The organism is Streptomyces sp. A1277 (assembly GCF_004795015.1).
Lineage (GTDB): Bacteria > Actinomycetota > Actinomycetes > Streptomycetales > Streptomycetaceae > Streptomyces.
In genome coordinates, this window is record NZ_SSBI01000005.1 from 101,103 (window position 1) to 121,565 (window position 20,463).

General features: G+C 73.1%; 17 protein-coding genes and 1 pseudogene. 7 read left to right on the forward strand and 11 right to left on the reverse strand.

From position 1 onward, the window contains the following. The first annotated feature begins 135 nt into the window (after positions 1–135). The 3 genes from panD to E6R18_RS05285 are packed head-to-tail and all read left to right on the forward strand — an operon-like array spanning position 136 to position 1,618. Positions 136–561, forward strand: a complete 426-nt coding sequence (gene panD, locus E6R18_RS05275; protein WP_136315658.1) for an aspartate 1-decarboxylase — start codon at positions 136–138, stop codon at positions 559–561. A 32-nt stretch (positions 562–593) separates the two neighbouring features. Then, positions 594–947, forward strand: a complete 354-nt coding sequence (locus tag E6R18_RS05280) for a GNAT family N-acetyltransferase (protein WP_136315659.1) — start codon at positions 594–596, stop codon at positions 945–947. A 32-nt stretch (positions 948–979) separates the two neighbouring features. Continuing rightward, complete coding sequence (locus tag E6R18_RS05285; RefSeq protein WP_136315741.1) at positions 980–1,618, forward strand: aspartate/glutamate racemase family protein; 639 nt, start codon at positions 980–982, stop codon at positions 1,616–1,618. Positions 1,619–1,963: 345 nt separating this feature from the next. On the opposite strand, the gene E6R18_RS05295 is transcribed toward E6R18_RS05285, so the two are convergent. The 4 genes from E6R18_RS05295 to E6R18_RS05315 all read right to left on the reverse strand — a co-directional run bounded on the left by E6R18_RS05295 (position 1,964) and on the right by E6R18_RS05315 (position 6,578). Beyond that, on the reverse strand, positions 1,964–2,407 hold the full coding sequence (locus E6R18_RS05295) for a hypothetical protein (RefSeq protein ID WP_136315661.1): 444 nt from the start codon (positions 2,405–2,407) through the stop codon (positions 1,964–1,966). Positions 2,408–2,566: 159 nt separating this feature from the next. Further along, on the reverse strand, positions 2,567–3,958 hold the full coding sequence (locus E6R18_RS05305; RefSeq protein ID WP_136315662.1) for a diaminopimelate decarboxylase: 1,392 nt from the start codon (positions 3,956–3,958) through the stop codon (positions 2,567–2,569). 162 nt (positions 3,959–4,120) lie between these two features. Beyond that, a complete protein-coding gene (locus E6R18_RS05310; protein ID WP_136315663.1) occupies positions 4,121–5,761 on the reverse strand; it encodes a helix-turn-helix domain-containing protein in 1,641 nt (546 codons plus the stop codon). A 70-nt stretch (positions 5,762–5,831) separates the two neighbouring features. Next, on the reverse strand, positions 5,832–6,578 hold the full coding sequence (locus tag E6R18_RS05315; RefSeq protein ID WP_136315664.1) for an MgtC/SapB family protein: 747 nt from the start codon (positions 6,576–6,578) through the stop codon (positions 5,832–5,834). Positions 6,579–7,060: 482 nt separating this feature from the next. On the opposite strand from E6R18_RS05315, the pseudogene E6R18_RS05320 reads away from it, so the two are divergent. Further along, positions 7,061–7,294 (forward strand): annotated as a pseudogene (locus E6R18_RS05320) (type 1 glutamine amidotransferase domain-containing protein); the annotation flags it as partial. A 26-nt stretch (positions 7,295–7,320) separates the two neighbouring features. On the opposite strand, the gene gndA reads toward E6R18_RS05320, so the two are convergent. Beyond that, entirely contained in the window at positions 7,321–8,763 is a 1,443-nt protein-coding gene (gndA, locus tag E6R18_RS05325) for an NADP-dependent phosphogluconate dehydrogenase (protein ID WP_136315665.1), read from the reverse strand. A 169-nt stretch (positions 8,764–8,932) separates the two neighbouring features. Between gndA and E6R18_RS35355 the strand changes: the two genes are divergently transcribed. Both E6R18_RS35355 and E6R18_RS05335 read left to right on the forward strand, forming a co-directional pair. After that, on the forward strand, positions 8,933–9,376 hold the full coding sequence (locus E6R18_RS35355; RefSeq protein ID WP_346764967.1) for a hypothetical protein: 444 nt from the start codon (positions 8,933–8,935) through the stop codon (positions 9,374–9,376). A gap of 174 nt (positions 9,377–9,550) precedes the next feature. Next, a complete protein-coding gene (locus E6R18_RS05335) occupies positions 9,551–10,132 on the forward strand; it encodes a TetR-like C-terminal domain-containing protein (protein WP_136315742.1) in 582 nt (193 codons plus the stop codon). 75 nt (positions 10,133–10,207) lie between these two features. Here E6R18_RS05335 and E6R18_RS05340 read toward each other — a convergent pair whose 3' ends face one another. Genes E6R18_RS05340 through E6R18_RS05355 form a run of 4 tightly spaced genes read right to left on the reverse strand, consistent with a single transcriptional unit; the run spans position 10,208 to position 14,822 of the window. Next, a complete protein-coding gene (locus E6R18_RS05340; RefSeq protein WP_136315666.1) occupies positions 10,208–11,566 on the reverse strand; it encodes a GH1 family beta-glucosidase in 1,359 nt (452 codons plus the stop codon). 20 nt (positions 11,567–11,586) lie between these two features. After that, positions 11,587–12,495 (reverse strand): carbohydrate ABC transporter permease, encoded by a 909-nt coding sequence (locus E6R18_RS05345; protein ID WP_136315667.1) that lies wholly within the window; start codon positions 12,493–12,495, stop codon positions 11,587–11,589. Beyond that, positions 12,488–13,498: a sugar ABC transporter permease gene (locus E6R18_RS05350; protein ID WP_136315668.1), complete on the reverse strand. Its 1,011-nt coding sequence runs from the start codon at positions 13,496–13,498 to the stop codon at positions 12,488–12,490. The genes E6R18_RS05345 and E6R18_RS05350 overlap by 8 nt, the downstream gene beginning before the upstream one ends. Positions 13,499–13,508: 10 nt before the next feature. Then, the gene (locus E6R18_RS05355; RefSeq protein WP_136315669.1) at positions 13,509–14,822 is read right to left on the reverse strand and encodes a sugar ABC transporter substrate-binding protein; all 1,314 of its coding nucleotides are present in this window, start codon (positions 14,820–14,822) and stop codon (positions 13,509–13,511) included. Positions 14,823–14,967: 145 nt separating this feature from the next. Between E6R18_RS05355 and E6R18_RS05360 the strand changes: the two genes are divergently transcribed. Next, positions 14,968–16,323: an ROK family transcriptional regulator gene (locus E6R18_RS05360; protein WP_206308219.1), complete on the forward strand. Its 1,356-nt coding sequence runs from the start codon at positions 14,968–14,970 to the stop codon at positions 16,321–16,323. Positions 16,324–16,677: 354 nt separating this feature from the next. Here E6R18_RS05360 and E6R18_RS05365 read toward each other — a convergent pair whose 3' ends face one another. After that, positions 16,678–17,784 carry a LacI family DNA-binding transcriptional regulator gene (locus tag E6R18_RS05365; RefSeq protein ID WP_136315671.1) on the reverse strand — a complete coding sequence of 369 codons (1,107 nt, stop codon included), beginning with the start codon at positions 17,782–17,784 and terminating at the stop codon, positions 16,678–16,680. A gap of 8 nt (positions 17,785–17,792) precedes the next feature. Continuing rightward, positions 17,793–20,312: a glycoside hydrolase family 3 C-terminal domain-containing protein gene (locus E6R18_RS05370; protein WP_136315672.1), complete on the reverse strand. Its 2,520-nt coding sequence runs from the start codon at positions 20,310–20,312 to the stop codon at positions 17,793–17,795. Positions 20,313–20,463: the final 151 nt, after the last annotated feature.

Sequence of the window (20,463 nt, forward strand, 5' to 3'; positions counted from 1 at the left end):
CGTGTGTCCGAGGTGTTGCCGAACCCGTGGTAATCCTGGCGGAGAGCTGACCGGGCCCGCGACTCGTTGTAAGCTGGGGAAACAGCACTTGACCTGCAAAAACGCAGGCAGGAAGCCTAGCCCGGGAGTAGCTCGATGCTGCGCACCATGTTCAAGTCCAAGATTCACCGTGCCACCGTGACCCAGGCCGACCTGCACTATGTCGGTTCTGTCACGGTCGATGCCGAGCTCATGGAGGCCGCGGACCTGCTGCCCGGCGAGCTCGTCCACATCGTGGACATCGACAACGGCGCCCGCCTGGAGACGTACGTGATCGAGGGGGAGCGCGGCTCCGGGGTGATCGGGATCAATGGTGCCGCCGCGCACCTCGTGCACCCGGGTGACCTGGTCATCCTCATCAGCTACGCGCAGGTCGAGGATGCCGAGGCGCGGAGCCTCGTTCCGCGTATCGTGCACGTCGACGCGGACAACCGCATCGTCGCACTCGGTGCCGACGCCTCCGCGCCCGTGCCGGGCAGTGACACCGAGCGCAGCCCGCACGCGGTGCCCGCGGCGCGCTGAAGCGTCTCGTCCGGCTAGGGAGCGACCCCGCCGTGGCAGAGCAGACCGGGCCCGAGATCCGTGACGACCGGGCGGCGGGCAGGCTGCCGGCGTACGAGGACGGCGAGGCCGTCGGGGTCATCGCGTACTTCGTGCTGGACGGGGGGCCCGCCGGGCTCGTCGCCGTGCACACGGTCGTCGAGCCCGGGCACGAGGGCAAGGGCATCGGAGGCGCCCTGGTCAGGGAGTTCTACGCCATGGCGGGCCGCGAGGGCGTGCCCGTCGTTCCGCTGTGCTCGTACGCCGCCGAGTGGGCCTCGCACCATCCCGAGGAGGCCCCCGAGGCGCCGGCCGAGCTGGTGGGGCGGGCGAAGGTGCAGCTCGCCTCGCACCCCGAGCTGTACTGACGGCGGGGACGGCGGGGACGGACGTGTCGTCGGTGACGCTCGCGCTGCTGCACACCTCGCCGGTCCACGTCCCGGTCTTCGACGCCCTGCGCGACGCCGACCACCCGGGGCTCGTCCTGCGCCATGTCGTGCGCGAGGAACTGCTCACCCGCGCCGGGGCCCTGGGGCCCGAGGCGGTGGCGGACGAGGTGGAGGCGCTGGTAGCGGAGGCGGTCGCCGCGGGGGCGGACGCCGTGCTCTGCACCTGTTCGACCATCGGGGCGGTGGCGGAGGGCGCCGGGGTGGCGCTCGGCGTCCCGGTCCTGCGGGTCGACCGGCCGATGGCGGCGACCGCCGTCCGGGCGGGACGGGTCACCGTCCTCGCCACCCTCGCCTCCACGCTGGAGCCGACCCGCGCGCTGCTCGCCGAGGAGGCGGCCGGGGCCGGCCTGCCCGCGGCGGATGTGCGCACCGTGCTGGTGGCGGGCGCCTGGGAGCGCTTCGCGGCCGGTGACGGGGAGGGATGCCTGGACCTCGTGGCCGCCGCGGCCGACGCGGTGACGGACGCCGATGTGATCGTGCTCGCGCAGGGATCCATGGCCGGCGCGGTCGACCGTACGGCGACCCGCGTCCCGGTGCTGTCCAGCCCGCGCCCCGGGCTGGCCGCCGGGGTGGCGGCGGCCGGGCGCTGAGCCGGCGGGACCGGCCCCTGGTCCGTACGTATGGGCTCGGCGGGCGAGGGAAGCCGCTCCGGGAGACGGTGGAAGAGATCCACCCCCGACCGTTCGGAGGCCCGAGATGACTCATCCGTTCCCCGACCCCGTACCGCCGGCGCCCACCCCCGGGCCGATTCCGGGCCCGCCGCAGCCGTTGCCCGAGCCGACGCCGCCCTCGCCGGGGCCCGAACCGACGCCGCCTACGCCGACACCGCCGGGACCGGCGCCTGACCCGATCCCGCAGCCGCCCGGGCCGGACCCCGAGCCGGTGCCGCCGCCCGAGCCGGAGCCGTCACCCGTCGGCTGACCGGCGACGGCCGGTCAGCCGGTGGCCAGCACCGCGTTGGCCCGCGCGGTCACCTCGGTCAGCACCCGGCCCGCCGTGGCCAGGTCCTCGGCCGGCAGGTCCGCGTACAGGGCGGCCGTGGCACGGGCGACGCCGGTCCTGTGGTCTCGTTCCAGCGCTTCGCCCGCGGCGGTGAGGGCCGGCAGGGGCCGGTCGCCGGGCTGCTCCTCCAGCAGCCCGGCCGACGTCAGCTCCGACAGGGTCTGCTCCACCACCGACACGTCCAGCTTCACGGCGCCGGTCATGCGCTCGACGAGTTGCCGGCGCTCGATGGTTCCGCCCTTGTCGGCTGTGGCGGTCAGTGCCACGGACTGGTGAAAGGTGGTCCCGGTGGTGGCGAGCAGCCGTTCCAGGACGGCCCGGGTGGCGTAGTGGGCCATGCCGATGATCTGGCCGTTGACAGGGATCGCGGTAGTCATGGTTACTCCTTGGTAGGGCCGTCGACTGCGGGGACCGGCACGTCGAGCAGTGCTGTCAGTGCCCCGGTGAACGCCTCGGTGCCGGGGCCGTCGAGACCGCCCAGGGGCTCCAAAGCCGCCGCCCCGAGCGCCTGCCACGTGGCCCTCGGCCCCCCCGCGTCAGTCGTGCAGACCGAGCAGCGCGTCCGCGTGGGCGAGGCCGCTCTCGGCGGAGACCGAGTCCAGTGACTGGGCGTCGCGCACCGGCGCGAAGCGGACCACCGGCTCCTCCTGCCCGGCCGTCGCGGTCACGTCGAACCCGTACACCGCCGGGCGCGGCAGGCTGTTGTACGACCACGGCGTGGAGAAGTAGTACGCGCCCGTGTCGTACAGCACCACGAAGTCGCCGGCCCGCAGTTCCGGCAGCTCCCTGGCGTGCGCGACGACATCTCCCGCGAAGCAGCACGGGCCGGCGATGTCCTGGACCAGCGCGGGCGCGTCCTTGGGCCGCCCCTCGGCGTCGAACGCGCCGACCCGCAGCGGCCATGCCTCCGGCATGAAGACGGTACGGGTGGCGGTCTGGGCGCCCGCGTGGGTGAGCGCTATGCGGCGGCCGCCCGCGTCCTTCGTGTACTCGACCAGCGCGCCGATGAACCCGTTCTTCGCGAGCAGCGAGCGGCCGAACTCGGTGACCAGTTCGTACCGGCCGTCGAAGAGCCCGGGCACGGCCGCCCGCAGGGCCCCCGCGTAGGCGGCGAAGCTGGGGCGGACCTCGTCGTCGGCGAAGTTGACCGGGAGACCGCCGCCGATGTCGAGACCGGTGATCTGCCGGCGGCCGACCGCGTCGTTGATTTCCTCGGCCAGCCGGTACGTCTCGGCGATCCCGGCCGCGATCAGCTCCAGCGAGCAGCCCTGCGAGCCGACATGCGCGTGCAGCCGGGTCAGCCAGGGATGCGCGGCGAACGTCTTCACGACCTGCTCGCGCGCGCCGGGGTCGCGCAGCGCCACGCCGAACTTCGACGTGGCCGTGGCCGTGCTCATCGCGCCGATGGAGCCGCCGCCCACCTGCGGGTTCACCCGGAGACCGATGGCGGACACCGCGTCGGACGGGCGCAGCGAAGCGATCCGGTCCACCTCGTCGAGGTTGTCGGCGTTGATCGCCACGCCGACCGCCAGGGCGCGGCGGATCTCGTCCCGGGTCTTGGCGGGGGAGTCCAGCACGATGTTCGACGGCGCGAACCCGGCGTCCAGAGCGAGTCGCAGCTCACCCGGGCTCGCGACCTCGCAGCCCATGCCGCACCGCGCGAGCAGCCGCAGCACGGGCACGAGCGAGGATGCCTTCGCGGCGAAGGTGTGCAGCACGGCGGGCACGCCGGGGAACGCCTCGTGCAGGGCGGCGACCGACGCGCGCACCCCTTCGGTGTCGATGAATCCGGCGACCGGGCTGGACTCGCCGAGCAGGCCGGAGGCCACGGCGTGGCGGACCGCGGCCGCGACACGCGCGGACGGGGTCAGCGCCTGCGGGGCGGAGGCGGAGGGGGACAGGGCGGGAGGGGACCAAGGGAGGCTCATGGAGCCAGATTCGGTGATGGGTGCCCCCCAGGTCTCTGTCCAGGCAGACAACAATGGCGCGCGGCCTTGGCCGATCGGCCAACAGCTTGCGCGTAACCATTCCCGGCCGGTGATCGACGGTCGTGCGGGACCGCCCCCGGCCGGTAGGCGACAGACGGCAACCTACCCGCTGAGGCGGACGGCGAGGGTGACCAGCAGCCTGGTGTCGGGGTCGTCCAGGTCCACGCCGAACCGCTCCCGGGCGCGCCGCAGCCGGTAGCGCAGCGTGTTGGGGTGGACGACCAGCCGGGCCGCCGCCCGGGTGATGTCGCCCGACGCGTCGAGATAGGCCGCCAGTGAACGCACCAGCTCGCCGCCCGCCGCCACATCGGCCCGTACGAGGTCGTGCACGGGACCGTTCCCCGCCTCCCAGACCGGGCGGGCGGCGTCCATGACCCGGGCGATGTCCAGCGACGGACCGAGGCCCGCGGCATCCGCGCAGCGCCCCCGGACCACCCCCGCGCCCTCCGTACCCGCCTCCGCCCGCTCACGCAGCACCCGCACGATCAGCAGCGCCTCCTCGCACGAGGCCCGCACCCCCGCCGCGCCGGCGACCACCGGACCCGCGCCCGCCACCACCCCGGCACTCCCGGACGCCGCCTGGCCCGACAGCTCCCGGGCCAACGCGAGGGCGCCGCGCTCCGGCCCGGACTCGACCGGCAGCAGCACCAGCAGCCGGTCACCGTCGCGCAGCACCCGTACCGATGGCCGGTAGGTGACCGCCTGGAGTGCGAGCACATCGAGCGTGCGGTCGCCGGGGGCCGGTGCGGCGGTGAGGCGTTCGGCGACCACGACCGCGCACGCGGCGTCGGGGGACAGGCCGAGCGACCAGGCATGCGTGCGGGCGTCGCCGTCCCCGTACAGCAGGCCGCGCAACGCGAGTTCGCTACGGCGCGCGGCTCCGCTCTCGCGCAGCCGGTGCCGCACCAGCAGGGGAGCGGCGACGTCGGCGGCCCGGCGCAGGGCGTCCGCCGCTCCCGGGCGCAGGGGCCGGCCGTCGCCCGCCACCCAGATGGAGCCCAGTACCTCGAGGCCGCTGCGGACCGCGATGATCAGGCGCTCGGGGCTATCGGCGTCGGCGGCGCGGTGGATCACGTCCCGGGACGTCCACAGCGCCCGGAGCATGCCGCTGCGGCGCAGCTCCGCCACCCGCCACTGCGGCACCCGGCCGCCCAGGATGGTGGAGCGGCGCACCGCGTCGGCGTCCGGCCCGGTGGCGGAATGGGCCAGCACCCGCAGGCGCGTGTCCTCGATGGTGATCGAACCGCCGGTGTACTCGGCCACGGCCGCCGCGAGGGCGGACAGGCTCTCCGCGCCGCCTGCCGCCGCCTGCCCCGGGCCTCCGTCGTCCCGGCCCGCCCGCGCGCAGGCCAGCGCGGAACGCAGCAGCGCGGCGGTGTCCGTCCAGTCGGCCCACTCCGCGCGGGTGAGCAGGGCGACCCCCGCCTCCTCGGCCGCGGCGAGCACCTGCGGCGCGGCGGCCACCCCCTCCACCTCGCGCAGCACCACACCGGACGCGCCGCGGTGCGCCGCCGCGCGCACCGGTTCGGCGGCGTCGGGGGATGCGGAGGGCGGGCCGGTCAGCAGCACCAGGCAGCCGTCGAGCGGCCGGGCGGGGCCCTCGTCGCCCACGGCCACGCCCCGTACGCCGACATCGTGCCCGGCCGGTGCCAGCAGCAGCCGCAGGCTCCCGCCGTCGTCGAAGGCGAGGATCTCGCGCAGCGCCACCGAGGGCTGCGGTGAGGCGGACGCTCGGCTCGTCATGGCAGCCGAGCATACGAGCGCGCCGGGAGGCGGGAGGGGCCCTTGCGAGTCCGGCCCCTCCTGACTCGTCTCACTCGTCGGCGAGGTCGCTGCGGCTGCACGCCAGGACCCCCGCCGTACCCGCGAGCCGCGCCGTCAGGGCGTCCGGGTCGCCGCGCCCCTGCACGCTCAGCGCGACCTCCACGGTCCGCTCGGCGTCCTGCTGCGAGCGGCGGCGCCGGAACATGCCCGAGCCGTCGGCGGAGAGCGTGGTGAGCTCCGAGACGGCGAACCCGGTCTCCGTGCAGTGGTTGACCAGTTCCCGCAGCGCGCCGACGCCCTCGGTATAGGTGATCCGGTAGCCGATCGAGGCGTTGCGCAGGACCGGGAGCCGGTGGGCCAGGGGGCGGACGCCGTAGGACACCAGGAAGTAGGCGAGGGTGGCCAGCGTGGCGAGAACGGGCAGCCCCGCGCCGGCCGCGCAGCCCACGGCGGCGGTCAGCCAGATCGAGGCCGCCGTGGTGAGGCCGCGCACCGAGCCGCGGTGGACGAAGATGACGCCGCCGCCGATGAACCCGAGCCCGGAGACGATCTGCGCCGCCACCCGGGACGGGTCCAGTTCCACCTGGCCGGTGACCACGACGTCGGAGAAGCCGAACTTGCTGACCAGCGTGAAGAGCGCGGCGCCGAGGCCGACGATCGTGTACGTGCGCAGCCCCGCCGCCTTCTGGCGGATCTCACGCTCGATCCCGATCGCGGACGACAGGACGAACGCGATGCCGAACTGCGCCGCGTGCGTCCAGTTCTGACCGAACGGTTCGTTGATGTCGAGTGCCACGAGACCTCCGATGCCCTTCGGGCCTGTCCGGCGGACCGTGCCGGACAGCCGCCCCTCGTCCTTCCGGGCAGCCGGCCCCCGGAAGGGGAAGCGCCGAGGCTCCGCCGGCCGGGCGGCGCGACGGTGCGGCGGCGCGATCACCACCGTACCCGGCCCCCGGGCGGCGACCGCGGCGCCGGGGCCGCCGGAAGGTGACGCTGTTTCACCCCGCCCGGTCCGGGAAGACGTCAGCCGGACCGTTGACCGCCGTCCGCTCCATCGCCGTCATCCCATGGGGGGCACCGCCGTTCCCACGCGGCGGCCCGCGTATGCCTCGCACAGCAGCGGTCGTACGGTCTGCTTCCCGGCGTGACGGTGCCCCTTTCCGGATCACCGTCACGCGAAACCCGCCCGGGCGCCGGCGCCCCGGCTCTGCCAAAGACGTGACGTGGCAAAGATTCTGTTCGTTGTGACCGGCGCCGACCACTGGACGCTCGCCGCGCCACATCTTCGCCGGCTACCGGCTCACCGGCTTCACCAACGCGGAGGAGGGCCAGGCAGGATTCGCCGACGAGGCCAAGTGGCTCCTCCAGGACCGTCTCGTGGAGATCGGGACCGACTTCCAGGAGGGCGAGCCGTGGGCCCCGCACGTCGTCGTGGACCGCAACCTGGTCACCGGCCAGAACCCCGCGTCGGCCGGCCCGCTCGCCGGTGAACTGCTCAAGCGGCTGCGCTGAGGGATCGCCACACCCCCCGGCGCGGCTCAGCCGGACTCCGCCTCCGAGCGGTCCTGGCCCCACTGCGTGTGGAACGCCCCCTCGCGGTCGGTCCGCCGATAGGTGTGCGCGCCGAAGAAGTCCCGCTGCCCCTGGGTGAGCGCCGCCGGCAACCGGTCGGCGCGCAGACCGTCGTAGTACGAGAGCGCCGCGGCGAACCCGGGGGCCGGCACGCCCTGGCGCACCGCCTCGGCCACCACCGCGCGCCAGTCGTCCTGCGCCGCGCCGATCTCCTCGGCGAACTGCTTGTCCGACAACAGGCTCAGCAGCTCGGGCTGTGCGTCGTAGGCGGCGCGGATGCGGTCGAGGAACGCCGCCCGGATGATGCAGCCGGCCCGCCAGATCGACGCCACCGCGCCCAGATCGATGTCCCAGTCGTACGCCTCGCTGCCCGCCCGGATCTGGTGGAACCCCTGGGTGTACGAGACGATCTTGGACGCGTACAGCGCCTGCTCGACCCGGTCCGCGAAGGCGGCGGCCTCGCTCTCGCCGAGCGGGGTGGCCGCGGGGCCCTTCAGATCCCGCGCGGCCTCGCGCAGATCGGTGTGCCCGGACAGCGAACGGGCGAAGACCGCCTCCGCGATGCCGGAGACGGGCACGCCCAGATCGAGGGCGATCTGCACCGTCCAGCGCCCGGTGCCCTTCTGCTCCGCCCGGTCCTGCACGATGTCCACGAACGGCTTGCCGGTGGCCGCGTCGGTGTGGGCCAGCACCTCGGCGGTGATCTCGATCAGATACGAGTCGAGGCGGCCGGTGTTCCAGCCGCGGAACGTCTCGGCGATCTTCGCGGGGGAGTAGCCGGCCACCGCGCGCAGCAGGTCGTACGCCTCCGCGATGAGCTGCATGTCGGCGTACTCGATGCCGTTGTGCACCATCTTGACGAAGTGGCCGGCGCCGTCCGGCCCGATGTGCGCGGTGCAGGGCGTGCCGTCCTGCGCCTTCGCCGCGATCCGCTCCAGCATCGGCCCCAGCGACTCGTACGACTCGGCCGAGCCGCCCGGCATGATGCTGGGGCCGTTCAGCGCGCCCTCCTCGCCGCCGGAGATGCCCGCGCCCACGAAGTGGATGCCGCGCTCGCGCAGTTCCTTCTCCCGGCGCCGGGTGTCCTCGAAGTGGGCGTTGCCGCCGTCGATGATGACGTCGCCCTCGTCGAGCAACGGGGCGAACTCCTGGATGACCGCGTCCGTCGGCTCGCCCGCCTTCACCATGACGACCAGGCGGCGCGGCCGCTCCAGGGCCCGGACGAACTCCTCGGGACTGTGCGCGGCCACGAAGGTGCCCTCGCCGCCGAACTCCTCGATCAGGGCGTCGGTCCTGCTCTCCGTACGGTTGTGCACGGCGACCGTGAAGCCGTTGCGGGCGAAGTTGCGGGCCAGGTTGCGGCCCATCACCGCGAGCCCGGTGACGCCGATCTGCGCGGTAGCGCTCATCTGTCTGCTCCTGCGGTAGGTGGGGAAGCCGGGAGCCGGGGCTGCGGCAGCCGGCGATGTCCAGTATGGATAAGGGGGCGGGGGGCGGCCTGTTCAACGGCCGGACGGTGACGCTTGCCCCTCCGGCCGGGCTGGACCGGCGGGACCGGGCGCCCGCCAACCTGTCGCGATGCCGCCGCACCTCGGTGCGCTGGCCGGCGCCCTGTATGACGAGGGCGCCTCGCCGCTCCTGCCCCTGCCTGCCGACGCGTCGGCAGGCAGGGGCTGTCCGCCCCGCCACGGCTCGCGGCGCACCTGCGCCTCGTGCACGACGCCGCCCATCAACTGGCGCCGGTTGGCGGCCCACTGCCCGGAACTCGTCTTCGACCGTGCGGCCGTGCTGTTCGGGGCGGCCACCCACGACATCGGCAAGATCCTGCACACCGCCGAACTCTCCGGCCCCGGTTCCGCACACGAGGAGGCCGGCCGGGAGCTCCTGCCGGCCCGGGGCTTCGACGCCCGCCTCGCCCGCGTCGCCGGCACCCGTGGCTCCTGGACCCCGTCCCGGTGCACGCCTGAGGAAGGCCGTTTCACGCCGGCTCTTGACACTCCGTCGACAGCGGCGCAACACTGACAACGCGCGCGGGAGAGCGCTCTCCCAATGTCCCGGACCACCGTGTCGGCCCACTCCCCGCTGTCGGCACGGTATAGAAGCCCGCGGTGGTCACGGTGATCCGTGACCACCGCGGGCTCCTGTGTATATTCGGGAAAGCTAAGGGTCCTAGGAAGTACGTCGGCGGGGGTGGGGATGGTTCGCGCGGGGCTCACGACCGAGCGGGTCGTGGCGGCGGCGGCCGACCTGGCGGACACGGCCGGCTTCGACAAGGTCACCATCTCCGCGCTGGCCCGCGGCTTCGGCGTCAAGGACGCGAGCCTCTACTCCCACGTCAAGAACCTGCGCGATCTGCGGACCCGGGTCGCGGTGCTGGCCGCCGAGGAGCTCATCGACCGGATCGAGGCGGCGGTGGCCGGGCGGGCCGGGAAGGACGCGCTGTTCGCGTTCGCGGACGCCTACCGCACCTTCGCGCTGGAGTGCCCCGGCCGGTACGCGGCCACGCAGATGCGCGTCGACCCGGCGATCGTCGCCGAGGCACCCGCGTACCACCGCACCCTGCGCACCACCTCCGCGATGCTGCGCGCGTACGGTCTGACCGAACCGGACCTGACCGACGCGGTACGGCTGCTGCGCAGCACCTTCCACGGGTTCACCGCTCTGGAGGGCGACGGCGGCTTCGAGGCGCCGCGCCCCGTCCAGACCTCCTGGGAGCGTGCGGTGGAGGCGCTGCACTTCCTCCTGTCCAACTGGGCGTCGGCCACCGGTGCACCGTGAGCGTGTCGTGCAGCGCGAAACCTCCGGCGGCGGCGGTCGTCCGTCGCGGCCGGAGGCTGCTGGGGGTGGCGCCGGTCAGGCGGCCTTGTGGGTGCGGCCCGCCGCCGCTTCGCGGATCAGCTCGGCGTAGCGCCGGCCGCTGCTCTTGACCGTGCGGCGCTGCGTCGCGTAGTCGACGTGCACCAGGCCGAACCGCTTGTCGTATCCATAGGCCCACTCGAAGTTGTCGAGGAGCGACCAGGCGAAGTAGCCGGCCAGCGGGGCGCCCTTGCGGACGGCGCGGGCGCAGGCCGCGAGGTGTTCCTCCAGGTACTGCGTCCGCTCGGGGTCGTGCACCGATCCGTCGGCGAGGACGACGTCCTGGTAGGCCGAGCCGTTCTCGGTCACGTAGACGCGCTCGACGCCGTACTCCTCGGTCAGGCGCAGCAGCAGTTGCTCCAGGCCCTGGGCGTGCACCTCCCAGTCCATGTGCGTGTGGCGGGAGCCGGGCAGGTAGACCTGCTTGGCGTGCGGGACGGGGCCGGCCGGGTCGGCTGTGACGACCTGGCGGAAGTAGTAGTTCACGCCCAGCCAGTCCAGCGGCGCCGAGATCAGCTCCATGTCGCCGTCCCGCACGGGGAGTTCGACCCCGTACAGGTCGACCATGTCCTGCGGGTAGCCGCGCCCGAGGACCGGGTCGAGCCACCAGCGGTTGATGTGCCCGTCGCCGCGCACCGCGGCCGCCCGGTCGGCCTCGCGGTCGGTGGCCGCCTCCACCGGGCTGAGGTTGTTGACGATGCCGACCCGGGCGTCGGGGGAGAGGTCGCGGATCGCCCGGACGGCGAGGCCGTGGCCGAGGTGCAGGTGGTAGGAGGCCCGGACGGCGGCGGTCAGGTCGGTGAGACCCGGGGCCATCGTGCCCTCCAGGTGGCCGATCCAGGCCGAGCAGAGTGGTTCGTTGAGGGTCGCCCAGTCCTTGACCCGGTCGCCGAGCCGTTCCACGACGACCGAGGTGTACGCGGCGAAGTGCTCCGCGGTCTCCCGCACGGTCCAGCCGCCCCGGTCCTGGAGGGCCTGCGGCAGATCCCAGTGGTAGAGCGTGGCGAACGGGGTGATCCCGGCGTCCAGGAGGCCGTCGACCAGCCGGTCGTAGAAGTCGAGGCCGGCCGCGTTGACCGGTCCGTCGCCGCCGGGCACGATCCGCGGCCAGGCGAGCGAGAAGCGGTACGCGTTCGCGCCGACCTCCTTGATCAGGCCGATGTCCTCCGGCACCCGGTGGTAGTGGTCGCAGGCCACGTCGCCGGTGTCGCCGCCGGCCACCTTGCCCGGGGTGTGCGAGAAAGTGTCCCAGATGGACGGGGCGCGGCCGTCCTCGGCCACGGCTCCCTCGATCTGGTACGCGGCGGTGGCGACGCCCCAGGTGAAGTCGGCCGGGAGGGCGCTGAGGTCGTTCACGGACTTCCTTTCCATAGCGGTCACTTGACGGCTCCCGCGGTGAGGCCGGCCACCAGGTAGCGCTGCAGGAGCAGGAAGCCTGCGACGATCGGGACGCTGACGACGAGCGAGGCGGCCATGACCTGGTTCCAGTAGACGTCGTTCTGCGTGGCGTAGCCCTGGAGGCCGACGGCCAGGGTGCGGGTGGTGTCGTTGGTCATGACGGAGGCGAAGAGCACCTCGCCCCAGGCCGTCATGAACGCGTACACGGCGACGGCGACGATGCCCGGCACGGCGGCCGGCACCACGACCTGGAACAGGGCGCGGATCGGTCCGCAGCCGTCGACCAGCGCGGCCTCGTCCAGGTCCCGGGGGATCGAGTCGAAGTAGCCGATCAGCATCCAGATGGAGAACGGCAGCGAGAACGTCAGATAGGTGAGGATCAGTCCGCCGCGCGAGCCGTACAGGGCGATGCCCGTGCTGTTGCCGATGTTGACGAAGATGAGGAACAGCGGGAGCAGGAAGAGGATGCCCGGGAACATCTGGGTGGAGAGCACCGTGACGGTGAAGACGCGCTTGCCGCGGAACTTGTAGCGGCTCACGGCGTACGCGGAGAACACCGCGATGATCACCGAGAGGACCGTCGCCGTGCCCGCCACGATCAGCGAGTTGACGAAGTACCGGGCGAGCGGGACGGTGTCCCAGATGTCGAAGTAGGGCTTGACGGTCAGTCCGGACGGGATCCAGTGGAACTTCCCCGACACGTCCTGGAGCGGCTTGAGCGAGCTGCTGACCATCACGTAGACGGGCAGCAGGGCGAAGAGGGCCAAGAACGTCAGGATGACGCGGCGGGTCCAGAGGAAGGACTGCGGCGCGGCCATCGGGGAACGGGAGCGCGAGCGCGGTCCGGTCTTCGCCGGCAGCGCGGACGGCTGGGCATGGCTAGGCATCGGCACCCTTCCTTCCGCGTGAGGTGATGAGCAGGTAGACGGCCGTCACGACGAGCAGGAACAGCAGCAGGAGCACGGACATCGCGGAGCCGGTGCCGAAGTTCCAGGTGACGAAGGAGGACTGGTAGATGTGGATCGAGATGAGGTCCGCGTTCTCCGGGGCCGCCTTCCCGAACAGCACGTACGGGGTGTTGAAGTCGTTGAACGTCCACAGGAACAGCACCAGCACCAGGACCTGGTTGACCGGGCGCAGCGAGGGCAGCGTGATCTTGCGGATCTGCTGCCAGATGCCGGCGCCGTCGATCGAGGCGGCCTCGTACAGTTCGCGCGGGATGTTCTGCAGCCCGGCCATCACGATGAGGAAGGCGAAGGGCCAGCCCTTCCAGACCGAGACGATGATCAGCGCGTAGATGCTGTTGTCGCCGATCAGCCAGAACGACGGCTGGTCGGTGAGGCCGAGCTGGTCGTGGAGCACGTGATTGACCAGGCCGTTGTCCCGCTGGAACATGAAGGCCCAGGTGATGACGGCCGCGTAGACCGGCAGGGCGTACGGGACGAGGAAGATCGCCCGCAGGAAGCCCCTGCCGCGGAAGTTCTCCTGCAGCATGATCGCCGCCGCGACCCCGAACAGCCACGCCAGGCCGACGGCGAAGAACGTGAAGACGCAAGTGACGAAGAACGAGTGGAGCAGTGCCTCGCCGATCGGGGCGTTGACGTCGACGGCGATCTTGTAGTTGTCGAAGCCACTCCAGGGCGCCCCGCCCCAGTTGTTGATGTAGAACTGCGTGAACTGGCGGAAACTCATCACGATTCCGATGATCATCGGAATCACATGGACGAGGAGTTCGAGCAGGACGGCCGGCAGGAGCAGGAGATAGGGCAGTCCGCCCTGGCGGATCCGGTCGGGGATGCGCGGCAGTCTCCTGCGCGCACCCCCGCTGCCCCGGCTCGTCACCCTGTCCGACTTTTCCTTCAGGCTGTCGGTGGTCGCGGTGGCGGTCATGAAGGGTGCCTTACTGCTGCATCGTCTGCTGGGCCTTTTCCAGGCGCGCCTTGACGGATTCGGTGGTCACGGGGCGTCCTGCGGCGGCGTCGGCCCACAGCTCCTTGACCGCCGTACCGACGGCCGTCTCGAACTGCGACTCGTTGGGCACCTGCGGCAGCGGGGCCGCGCTCTTGGCCAGCGTGTCGCGCAGGACCGCGAGGTCCGGCGCCGAGAACGCCTCGTCGGCCTGGGCGGTCTTGACCGGCGGGATCGACCCGTAGGTCTTGTTCAGCAGCTTCTGCTCGGCGTCGCTCGTCATGAACTTCACGAACTTCTTGGCGCCGTCGACGTTCTTGGTGTTCTTGAACACCGCCATGTTGATGCCGGCGACCATGGAGTTGACGTTCTTGCCGGCGCCGGGCGTGCCGGAGGCGACGGGGACGGGGGCCGCGCCCCAGTCCTCGGGCTTCATGCCCTGGGAGGCGAAGGTGGAGGCGGCGGCCTGCCACAGCACCATCGCGGTCTTGCCCTTGGCGAAGTCCGTGAGGGACTGGTTCTGGGCGTACTCCGCGTTGCCCGGGGCGATGATCTTGTCCTTGGCCATGAAGTCGATGTACTGCTTCACGGCCGCGACCGCGCCGTCCGAGGTGAAGGTCGGCTTGCCGTCGGCGTCGAAGAAGTCCGCGCCGTGCTGCTGGCCCAGGACGAAGGTCTGGTGGATGTTGTTGGAGAGGTTGGCGCCCTCCGCGCCGAGCCCCCACTTGCCGTTCTTGGACAGCTTCTTGCCGTCCGCGACCAGCTCGTCCCAGGTGGCCGGGGGCTTCTCGATGCCGGCCTCGGCGAAGCTCTTCTTGTTGTAGTAGAGGGCGTACGCCAGCGAGTACAGCGGCACCGCGGAGGGGTCCTGGCCCTCCGCGCCGGCCGAGGCCACCGCCGAGTCGACGAACCGGTCACGGCCGCCGATCGCGTCGAAGTTCTCCTTGCTCCAGGGGAGCAGCGCGCCCGTCGCCTGGAGCGAGGCGGACCAGGTGTTGCCGATGTTCAGGACGTCCGGGCCCTGACCGGACGTGGTGGCGGCGAGGATCCGGTTGAGCAGGTCGGCCCACGGCACGACCTCCAGCTTGACCTTGATGCCCGTCTGCTCCTCGAACTTCTTCAGCTCGGGCGTCAGGATCTTCTTGTCGGCCTCGATGCTGGGGCCCTGGTTGGAGGCCCAGTACGTGAGGGTCTTCGGTGAATCGTTGCTGCCGCCGCTCGCGGACGAACCGCCTCCGCAGCCGGTGACTCCGGCGGCTATGGCGATCGCGAGGGTGACGGCTGCCGCGGCTCTGATGGTGCGCATGCTGGGTGGCCCCTTTCCGGGGAGGAAGGCTGTGTTCGAGAACCGAACGACCTTCAGGGCTTAATTTATGACGTGATTTAAGAGGTGAGAGAAGGTCGCGTCAAGTCCCGGGGGCGCGGTATGTTTCGGGCAGGGAAGGAGCCACATGGCTGAGCGCAACAGACGGACCGTGCGTGACCTGCGACGGGGCAACCGGGCGAGGGTATTGCAACGGTTGTATTTCGACGGCCCGCTGAGCCGCCAGGAGCTGGGACCGGCCACCGGACTGAGTTCGGGTTCCATCAGCAACGTCGTGGCGGAACTCGCCGCGGAGAACCTCCTGGAGGAGGCCGGTGTCGTCGACTCCGACGGCGGCCGCCCCCGCACCCTGCTGCGCGTCGCCCCCGGGGGTGGCCTCCTCATCGGCATCGACATCGGCGAGACCCGGATCAGGGTGGAGCTCTTCGACCTCTCCCTGACCGAACTCGCCCGCACCGAGAGGCTGCTCGCCCAGCACGGCTACGACGTCGACCGCATCGTCGGCCATGTCCGCAGCGGCGTCGCCGACGTACTGCGGGACGCCGGCGCCGACCCGCACCGGCTGCTCGGCATCGGGATCGGCGTCCCCGGCATCATCGAGCGCGACGCACCGGACGGCGCCATCGGGGACGTGGGCTCCGTCGTGCACGGCCAGACCATCGACTGGAGCGCCGTGCCCTTCGAGCAGCTGCTCCGGGATGCCGTGCGGGTCCCGCCCGAGGTGCCCTTCTTCATCGACAACGGCGCCAAGACCCTCGGCCAGGCCGAGATGTGGTTCGGCGGCGGCCGGGGCGCGGGGGCCTCCGCCATCGCGCTCATCGGTTCCGGCGTCGGCGCCTGCGTCAACCACGGCGACCTCCTCGACGAGGACCGCAGCAGCCAGGCCCTGGAATGGGGCCACAGCACCGTGCAACTGCGCGGCCGGCGCTGCCGCTGCGGCTCGATCGGCTGCCTGGAGGCGTACGCGGGCGCCGAGGCGATGCGCGAGCGGTGGCACGAGGCGGGCGGCCCGCTGCCCGCCGACGCCGACGACGAGACCGCGCTCGCCGCGCTGCTCGCCGCCGCCTACCCGGCCGCCGGCGAACCCGACCCCGTCGCGGTCGCGGTGCTGGACGAGACGGCCGAGTGCCTGGGCGCGGCCCTGGGCGACCTGATCAACCTCTTCCTGCCCGAACGCATCCTGCTCGGCGGCTGGGCGGGCCTGCTGATCGGCCCGCATCTGCTGCCCGACATCCGCCGGTACGCGCAGGAGTACGCGCTGAAGCACGCGGCGGCCCGCACCACGATCGAGATGGGCCGCCTCGGGCCCGACGCGGTCACGGTCGGCGCGGCGACGCTCCCCCTGGCCGACTTCCTGGCCCGCGGCGGCAGCCGCCCGTCACCCGCGCCCCGGAGCGGCCCCCCGGCACCGGAGCTGCGGACCCCGGCGGACGCCGTACGGAGCAGGGAGCGCCCCAGGACCGCGTCGGACACGGCGGGCTGAGTCGAGGGGTTGTCAGGGGCTACGCCCGGCTCCCGCATGGCCGGCGAGAGCTGCCAGGGACTACGCCGGCTCCCGCGCCGCCACCAGTGGGGGTCGTCGGGGCCTGCGCCCGGTTCGCGCACCACCGGCGAGAGCTGCCAGGGACTACGCCGGCTCCCGCGCCGCCACCAGCGGGGGTCGTCGGGGCCTGCGCCCGGTTCGCGCACCACCAGCGGGGGCTGCCGGGGCCTGCGCCCGGTTCGCGCACCACCAGCGGGAGCTGCCAGGGACTACGCCGGCTCCCGCGCCGCCACCAGCGGAGGTCGTCGGGGCCTGTGCCCGGTTCGCGCCGCCACCAGCGGGAGCTGCCGGGGCCTACGCCGACTCCCGCACCACCAGCGACGGTTCGAAGACCACGGACGTCGCGGCCCCCTCCGGCTTCGCCAGCCGCTCGATCAGCAGCCGGGCCATCTCGGCGGCCATCGCCTCCACCGGCTGGCGGACCGTGGTCAGCGGCGGGCGGCAGGCGGACGCCGCGCTGCTGTCGTCGAAGCCGATCACCGCGACGTCATCCGGCACCCGCTTGCCGTGCTCCCGCAGGACATGACAGGCGCCCATCGCCATCAGGTCGTTGGCCGCGAACACCCCGTCCAGATCGGGGTGCTCGGTCAGCAGCCGCTCCATCGCCGCCTCACCGCTCTCCTGCGTGAACCGCCCCTCGGCGATCGCGATGTACGGGTGCCCGTTCCGCGCCATCGTGTCGCGGAAACCGGCCAGCCGCTCCTGCACGGCGGGCACGTCGAGCGGGCCGGTGATGGTCGCGATACGTCGGCAGCCCCGGGCGAGCAGATGCTCGGCGGCCAGCCGCGCCCCGTCCTGGTGGGCGACGTCGACATAGCTGATCCGGGCCGCGCGGGCGGGGCGCGCGTAGAGCACGGCCGGCAGCCCCGCGTCCGTGAGCATGCCCGGCAGTGGGTCCTCCGCGTGCGTCGAGACGACGAGCGCGCCGTCCGCGCTGCCCTGGCGCAGGAACGACACCACGTCCTCGCGGGCCCGTGACGTCTCGGCGAACATCAGCACCGGGTGCATCCCGCGCGGCCGCAGGTAGTCGACGACCCCGGTCACGACCCGGCCGAAGAACGGGTCGGCGAAGACCTGCCCCGTGAAGGACGCCCCGCTGCCCGCCTCGGCCCCGTCGCCGTCCGCGTCGGCCGGGGGCGCGGTCTCCTCCGGCTCCGGCTCGACGCCCGCGCCCGACACCACCAGCGCGATGGCGTCGGTGCGCCGGGTCACCAGGGAGCGGGCCGCGCGATTGGGCGCGTAGCCGGTGAGGGCGACGGCCCGGCGCACGGCCTCCTGAATCACCGGGTCGACATTCCGTACGCCGTTGATCACCCGGGAGACGGTGGCGCGCGAGACACCGGCCGCCCTCGCCACGTCCTCAAGGGTGGGTGTTCCGGCCGGTCGCAGATCATCCGTCATGAGCGCATTTATAGCATCAGCGGAGAGCGCTCTCCATCATGCTCCGAACCGTTATCGGATCCTTTCCCGGCCGAGTCCGGGCGCGGCAGCGCCATGAGCTTCGCGGCGAGCGGCAGATCGCCCGCCGAACGCCCGCCGAGCAGCGTGAACCCGCCCGGCTCGGTCTCCCAGCCGCCGCGCCCCGGCGCCCAGTGGGCCAGCGCGCGCCCGCCCACCCGGACCACCGCGACCGCGCTCTGCCCGGGGTCCGCCTCGACCGCCGCGTACCCGATCAGCCGGCGCACCGGCCGCTCGACGGCCGAATCGGTGCGGGCCAGGTAGACCTGCACCACCTCCCGGCCGCGCCGCCGCCCGCAGTTGCGCACCCGCACCCGTACGTCGAAGGGCTCCCCGGCCCGCACCGCCGCCGGGGCCGTCAGCTCCTCGTACGCCCAGCCGGTGTACCCGAGTCCGTGGCCGAACCAGTACGCCGGGGCCGTCCCGGACCGCAGCCAGGCGCGGTAGCCGATGTGCGGGCCCTCCGCGTAGCGCAGCCGGCCGTCGGCGTCGGGGGCGGTGCCGAGCACCGGTACGTCGTCCTGCGCGGCGGCCCAGGTGGTCGGCAGCCGGCCGCCGGGCTCGGTCCGGCCCAACAGCACGTCCGCCAGTCCGTCCCCGGCCTCCTGGCCCGGGAACCACGCGAGCAGCAGCGCGGGCACCCGGGTGTGCCAGGGCAGGGCGACCGGGCCGCCCGCGTTGACCACGACGACGGTGCGCGGGTTGGCCCGCGCCACCGCCCGGACGAGTGCGTCCTGCCCCTCCGGGAGGTCCAGGCTCTCGCGGTCGTGCCCCTCCGACTCGCTCTGCTCCGTGGTGCCCACGACCACCACCGCGACATCGGCCGCCCGCGCGGCGGACACCGCGTCGGCGAGCGCGGCGGCCGCGTCCCCGGCGGGTGGGGCGGCGGCGAGGACCGTCGCGACACCCGACCCCGGGGTGAGCGAGCGCCGTGCCACCACCTCCACCTCCCGGCCGGCGACCAGGGCGGCCCGGGCTGTGTGCAGGGGCGGGGCGACGTGCACCCGGGTCGGGTCGTCGCTGTCCAGCGGGAAGGTGCCGGACATCACCTCATGGCCGTCGACGGACAGCGCGATGTCGCCCCAGCCGCCCACCGCCCAGGTCCACACCCCGCTCTCGGCCGGGCGGAACAGGGCCCGGATCTCCACCAGCGCGGCATCGCCGGCCGGGACCGACGGCTCCACGATCCGCCCGGACAGCCGGTGCTCGGCGTGGAGTTCGGCCCCCGCGCCGTCGAGCAGCCGCACGAGCACCCCGGGTTCGCCGCTGCGCGGATCGCGCGCCCGGTCGCGGCCGAGCGGCTCCGGCACCCCCGACGGTGCGAGACCCGGCCGGTACGTCACCTCGGCCACCCCGTCCAACGCCTTCTCGATCCCGGCGAGCGGGGTCACCACGTGCTCGGGGAACACCTCCGCGCTGCCCCCGCCCTGGATGCGTACGGCCGTGGCGTGCGTACCGATGACGGCGACCGAGTCCAGCGCCGCCGGGTCCAGCGGCAGCACCCCGCCCTCGTTGCGGAGCAGCACCGCCCCGGCGGAAACGGCGCGCCGCAGCAGCGCCCGCCGCGCGTCCGGTGCCAGCGTGGGCCGCCGCACCGGCCGGGCCGGACCCAGCGCGCCCACCCGTCCCGCCAGCCTCAGCAGTCTTCGCACCTTGTCGTCGACCGCATCGGCGGACACCAGGCCCTGTTCCAGCGCGGCGAGCAGGCCGGCCGCCCAGGGACCGTCCGGGCCCGGCATCGCCAGGTCCTGGCCGGAGCGCGCGGTCTCCAGGAGGGAGCGCACGCCTCCCCAGTCGGAGACCACGAGCCCGTCGAACCCCCAGCCTTCCTTGAGGGGCCGCTCCAGGAGCGCGGAGGCGGACATGGTGACGCCGCCGACCTTGTTGTACGCGGACATGACCGCCCAGACCCCGGCCGCCACCGCTTCCTCGAACGGGGCTAGATAGACCTCGTGCAGGGTCCGCTCGTCCATGCGGACGTCGACGTTCAGCCGGTCCGTCTCGGCGTCGTTGCCCACGAAGTGCTTGGCCGTGGCCGCGACCCCGCCCGACTGGATGCCCCTGATGAGCGCGGCGCCGGTGCGCCCGGTGAGCAGCGGGTCCTCGGAGAAGCACTCGAAGTGCCGGCCGCCCAGCGGTGAGCGGTGCAGATTCAGCGTGGGGGCCAGGAGCACGTCGACCCCCTTGCGTCTGGCCTCCGAGGCGAGCAGGGCGCCCAGGTCCGTCAGCAGCCGCTCGTCCCAGGAGGCGGCGAGCGCGGTGGGGGAGGGGAGGACGAGCGAGGTCTCGCGTTCGTCCCAGGTCTCGCCGCGCACTCCGGCCGGCCCGTCCGAGAGGGTGAGCGGCCGCAGCCCCACAGCCGCTTCACCGTACGTACGCCAAGTGCTCGCCCCCGTCAGCAGACGGACCTTCCGGGCCGCGTCGAGCTTGTCGAGCAGCGGATCGGTCTCTTCGTCCGTCATGGCGGCCATGCTCCTTCGTGCACCGCGCTCCCATGGATCGGATCGGAGAGCGCTCTCCCGGCTGTCGCGCCCAGCGTCGCTGGCGGACGCCGACTGTGTCAATGGGAGCAGGGGCGGACTCCGGGAGCGAGCAGTTCGACGGGGATGCGCGCCTGCTCAC

Bases quoted from the DNA above. Each gene is read 5' to 3' on its own strand.
- E6R18_RS05310 (WP_136315663.1), bottom strand. From the start codon at position 5,761: ATGACGAGCCGAGCGTCCGCCTCACCGCAGCCCTCGGTGGCGCTGCGC.
- E6R18_RS05360 (WP_206308219.1), top strand. From the start codon at position 14,968: ATGGCTGAGCGCAACAGACGGACCGTGCGTGACCTGCGACGGGGCAAC.
- gndA (WP_136315665.1), bottom strand. From the start codon at position 8,763: ATGAGCGCTACCGCGCAGATCGGCGTCACCGGGCTCGCGGTGATGGGC.
- E6R18_RS05335 (WP_136315742.1), top strand. From the start codon at position 9,551: ATGGTTCGCGCGGGGCTCACGACCGAGCGGGTCGTGGCGGCGGCGGCC.
- E6R18_RS05295 (WP_136315661.1), bottom strand. From the start codon at position 2,407: ATGACTACCGCGATCCCTGTCAACGGCCAGATCATCGGCATGGCCCAC.
- E6R18_RS05350 (WP_136315668.1), bottom strand. From the start codon at position 13,498: ATGACCGCCACCGCGACCACCGACAGCCTGAAGGAAAAGTCGGACAGG.
- panD (WP_136315658.1), top strand. From the start codon at position 136: ATGCTGCGCACCATGTTCAAGTCCAAGATTCACCGTGCCACCGTGACC.
- E6R18_RS05345 (WP_136315667.1), bottom strand. From the start codon at position 12,495: ATGCCTAGCCATGCCCAGCCGTCCGCGCTGCCGGCGAAGACCGGACCG.
- E6R18_RS05355 (WP_136315669.1), bottom strand. From the start codon at position 14,822: ATGCGCACCATCAGAGCCGCGGCAGCCGTCACCCTCGCGATCGCCATA.
- E6R18_RS05370 (WP_136315672.1), bottom strand. From the start codon at position 20,312: ATGGCCGCCATGACGGACGAAGAGACCGATCCGCTGCTCGACAAGCTC.
- E6R18_RS05305 (WP_136315662.1), bottom strand. From the start codon at position 3,958: ATGAGCCTCCCTTGGTCCCCTCCCGCCCTGTCCCCCTCCGCCTCCGCC.
- E6R18_RS05365 (WP_136315671.1), bottom strand. From the start codon at position 17,784: ATGACGGATGATCTGCGACCGGCCGGAACACCCACCCTTGAGGACGTG.
- E6R18_RS35355 (WP_346764967.1), top strand. From the start codon at position 8,933: ATGCCGCCGCACCTCGGTGCGCTGGCCGGCGCCCTGTATGACGAGGGC.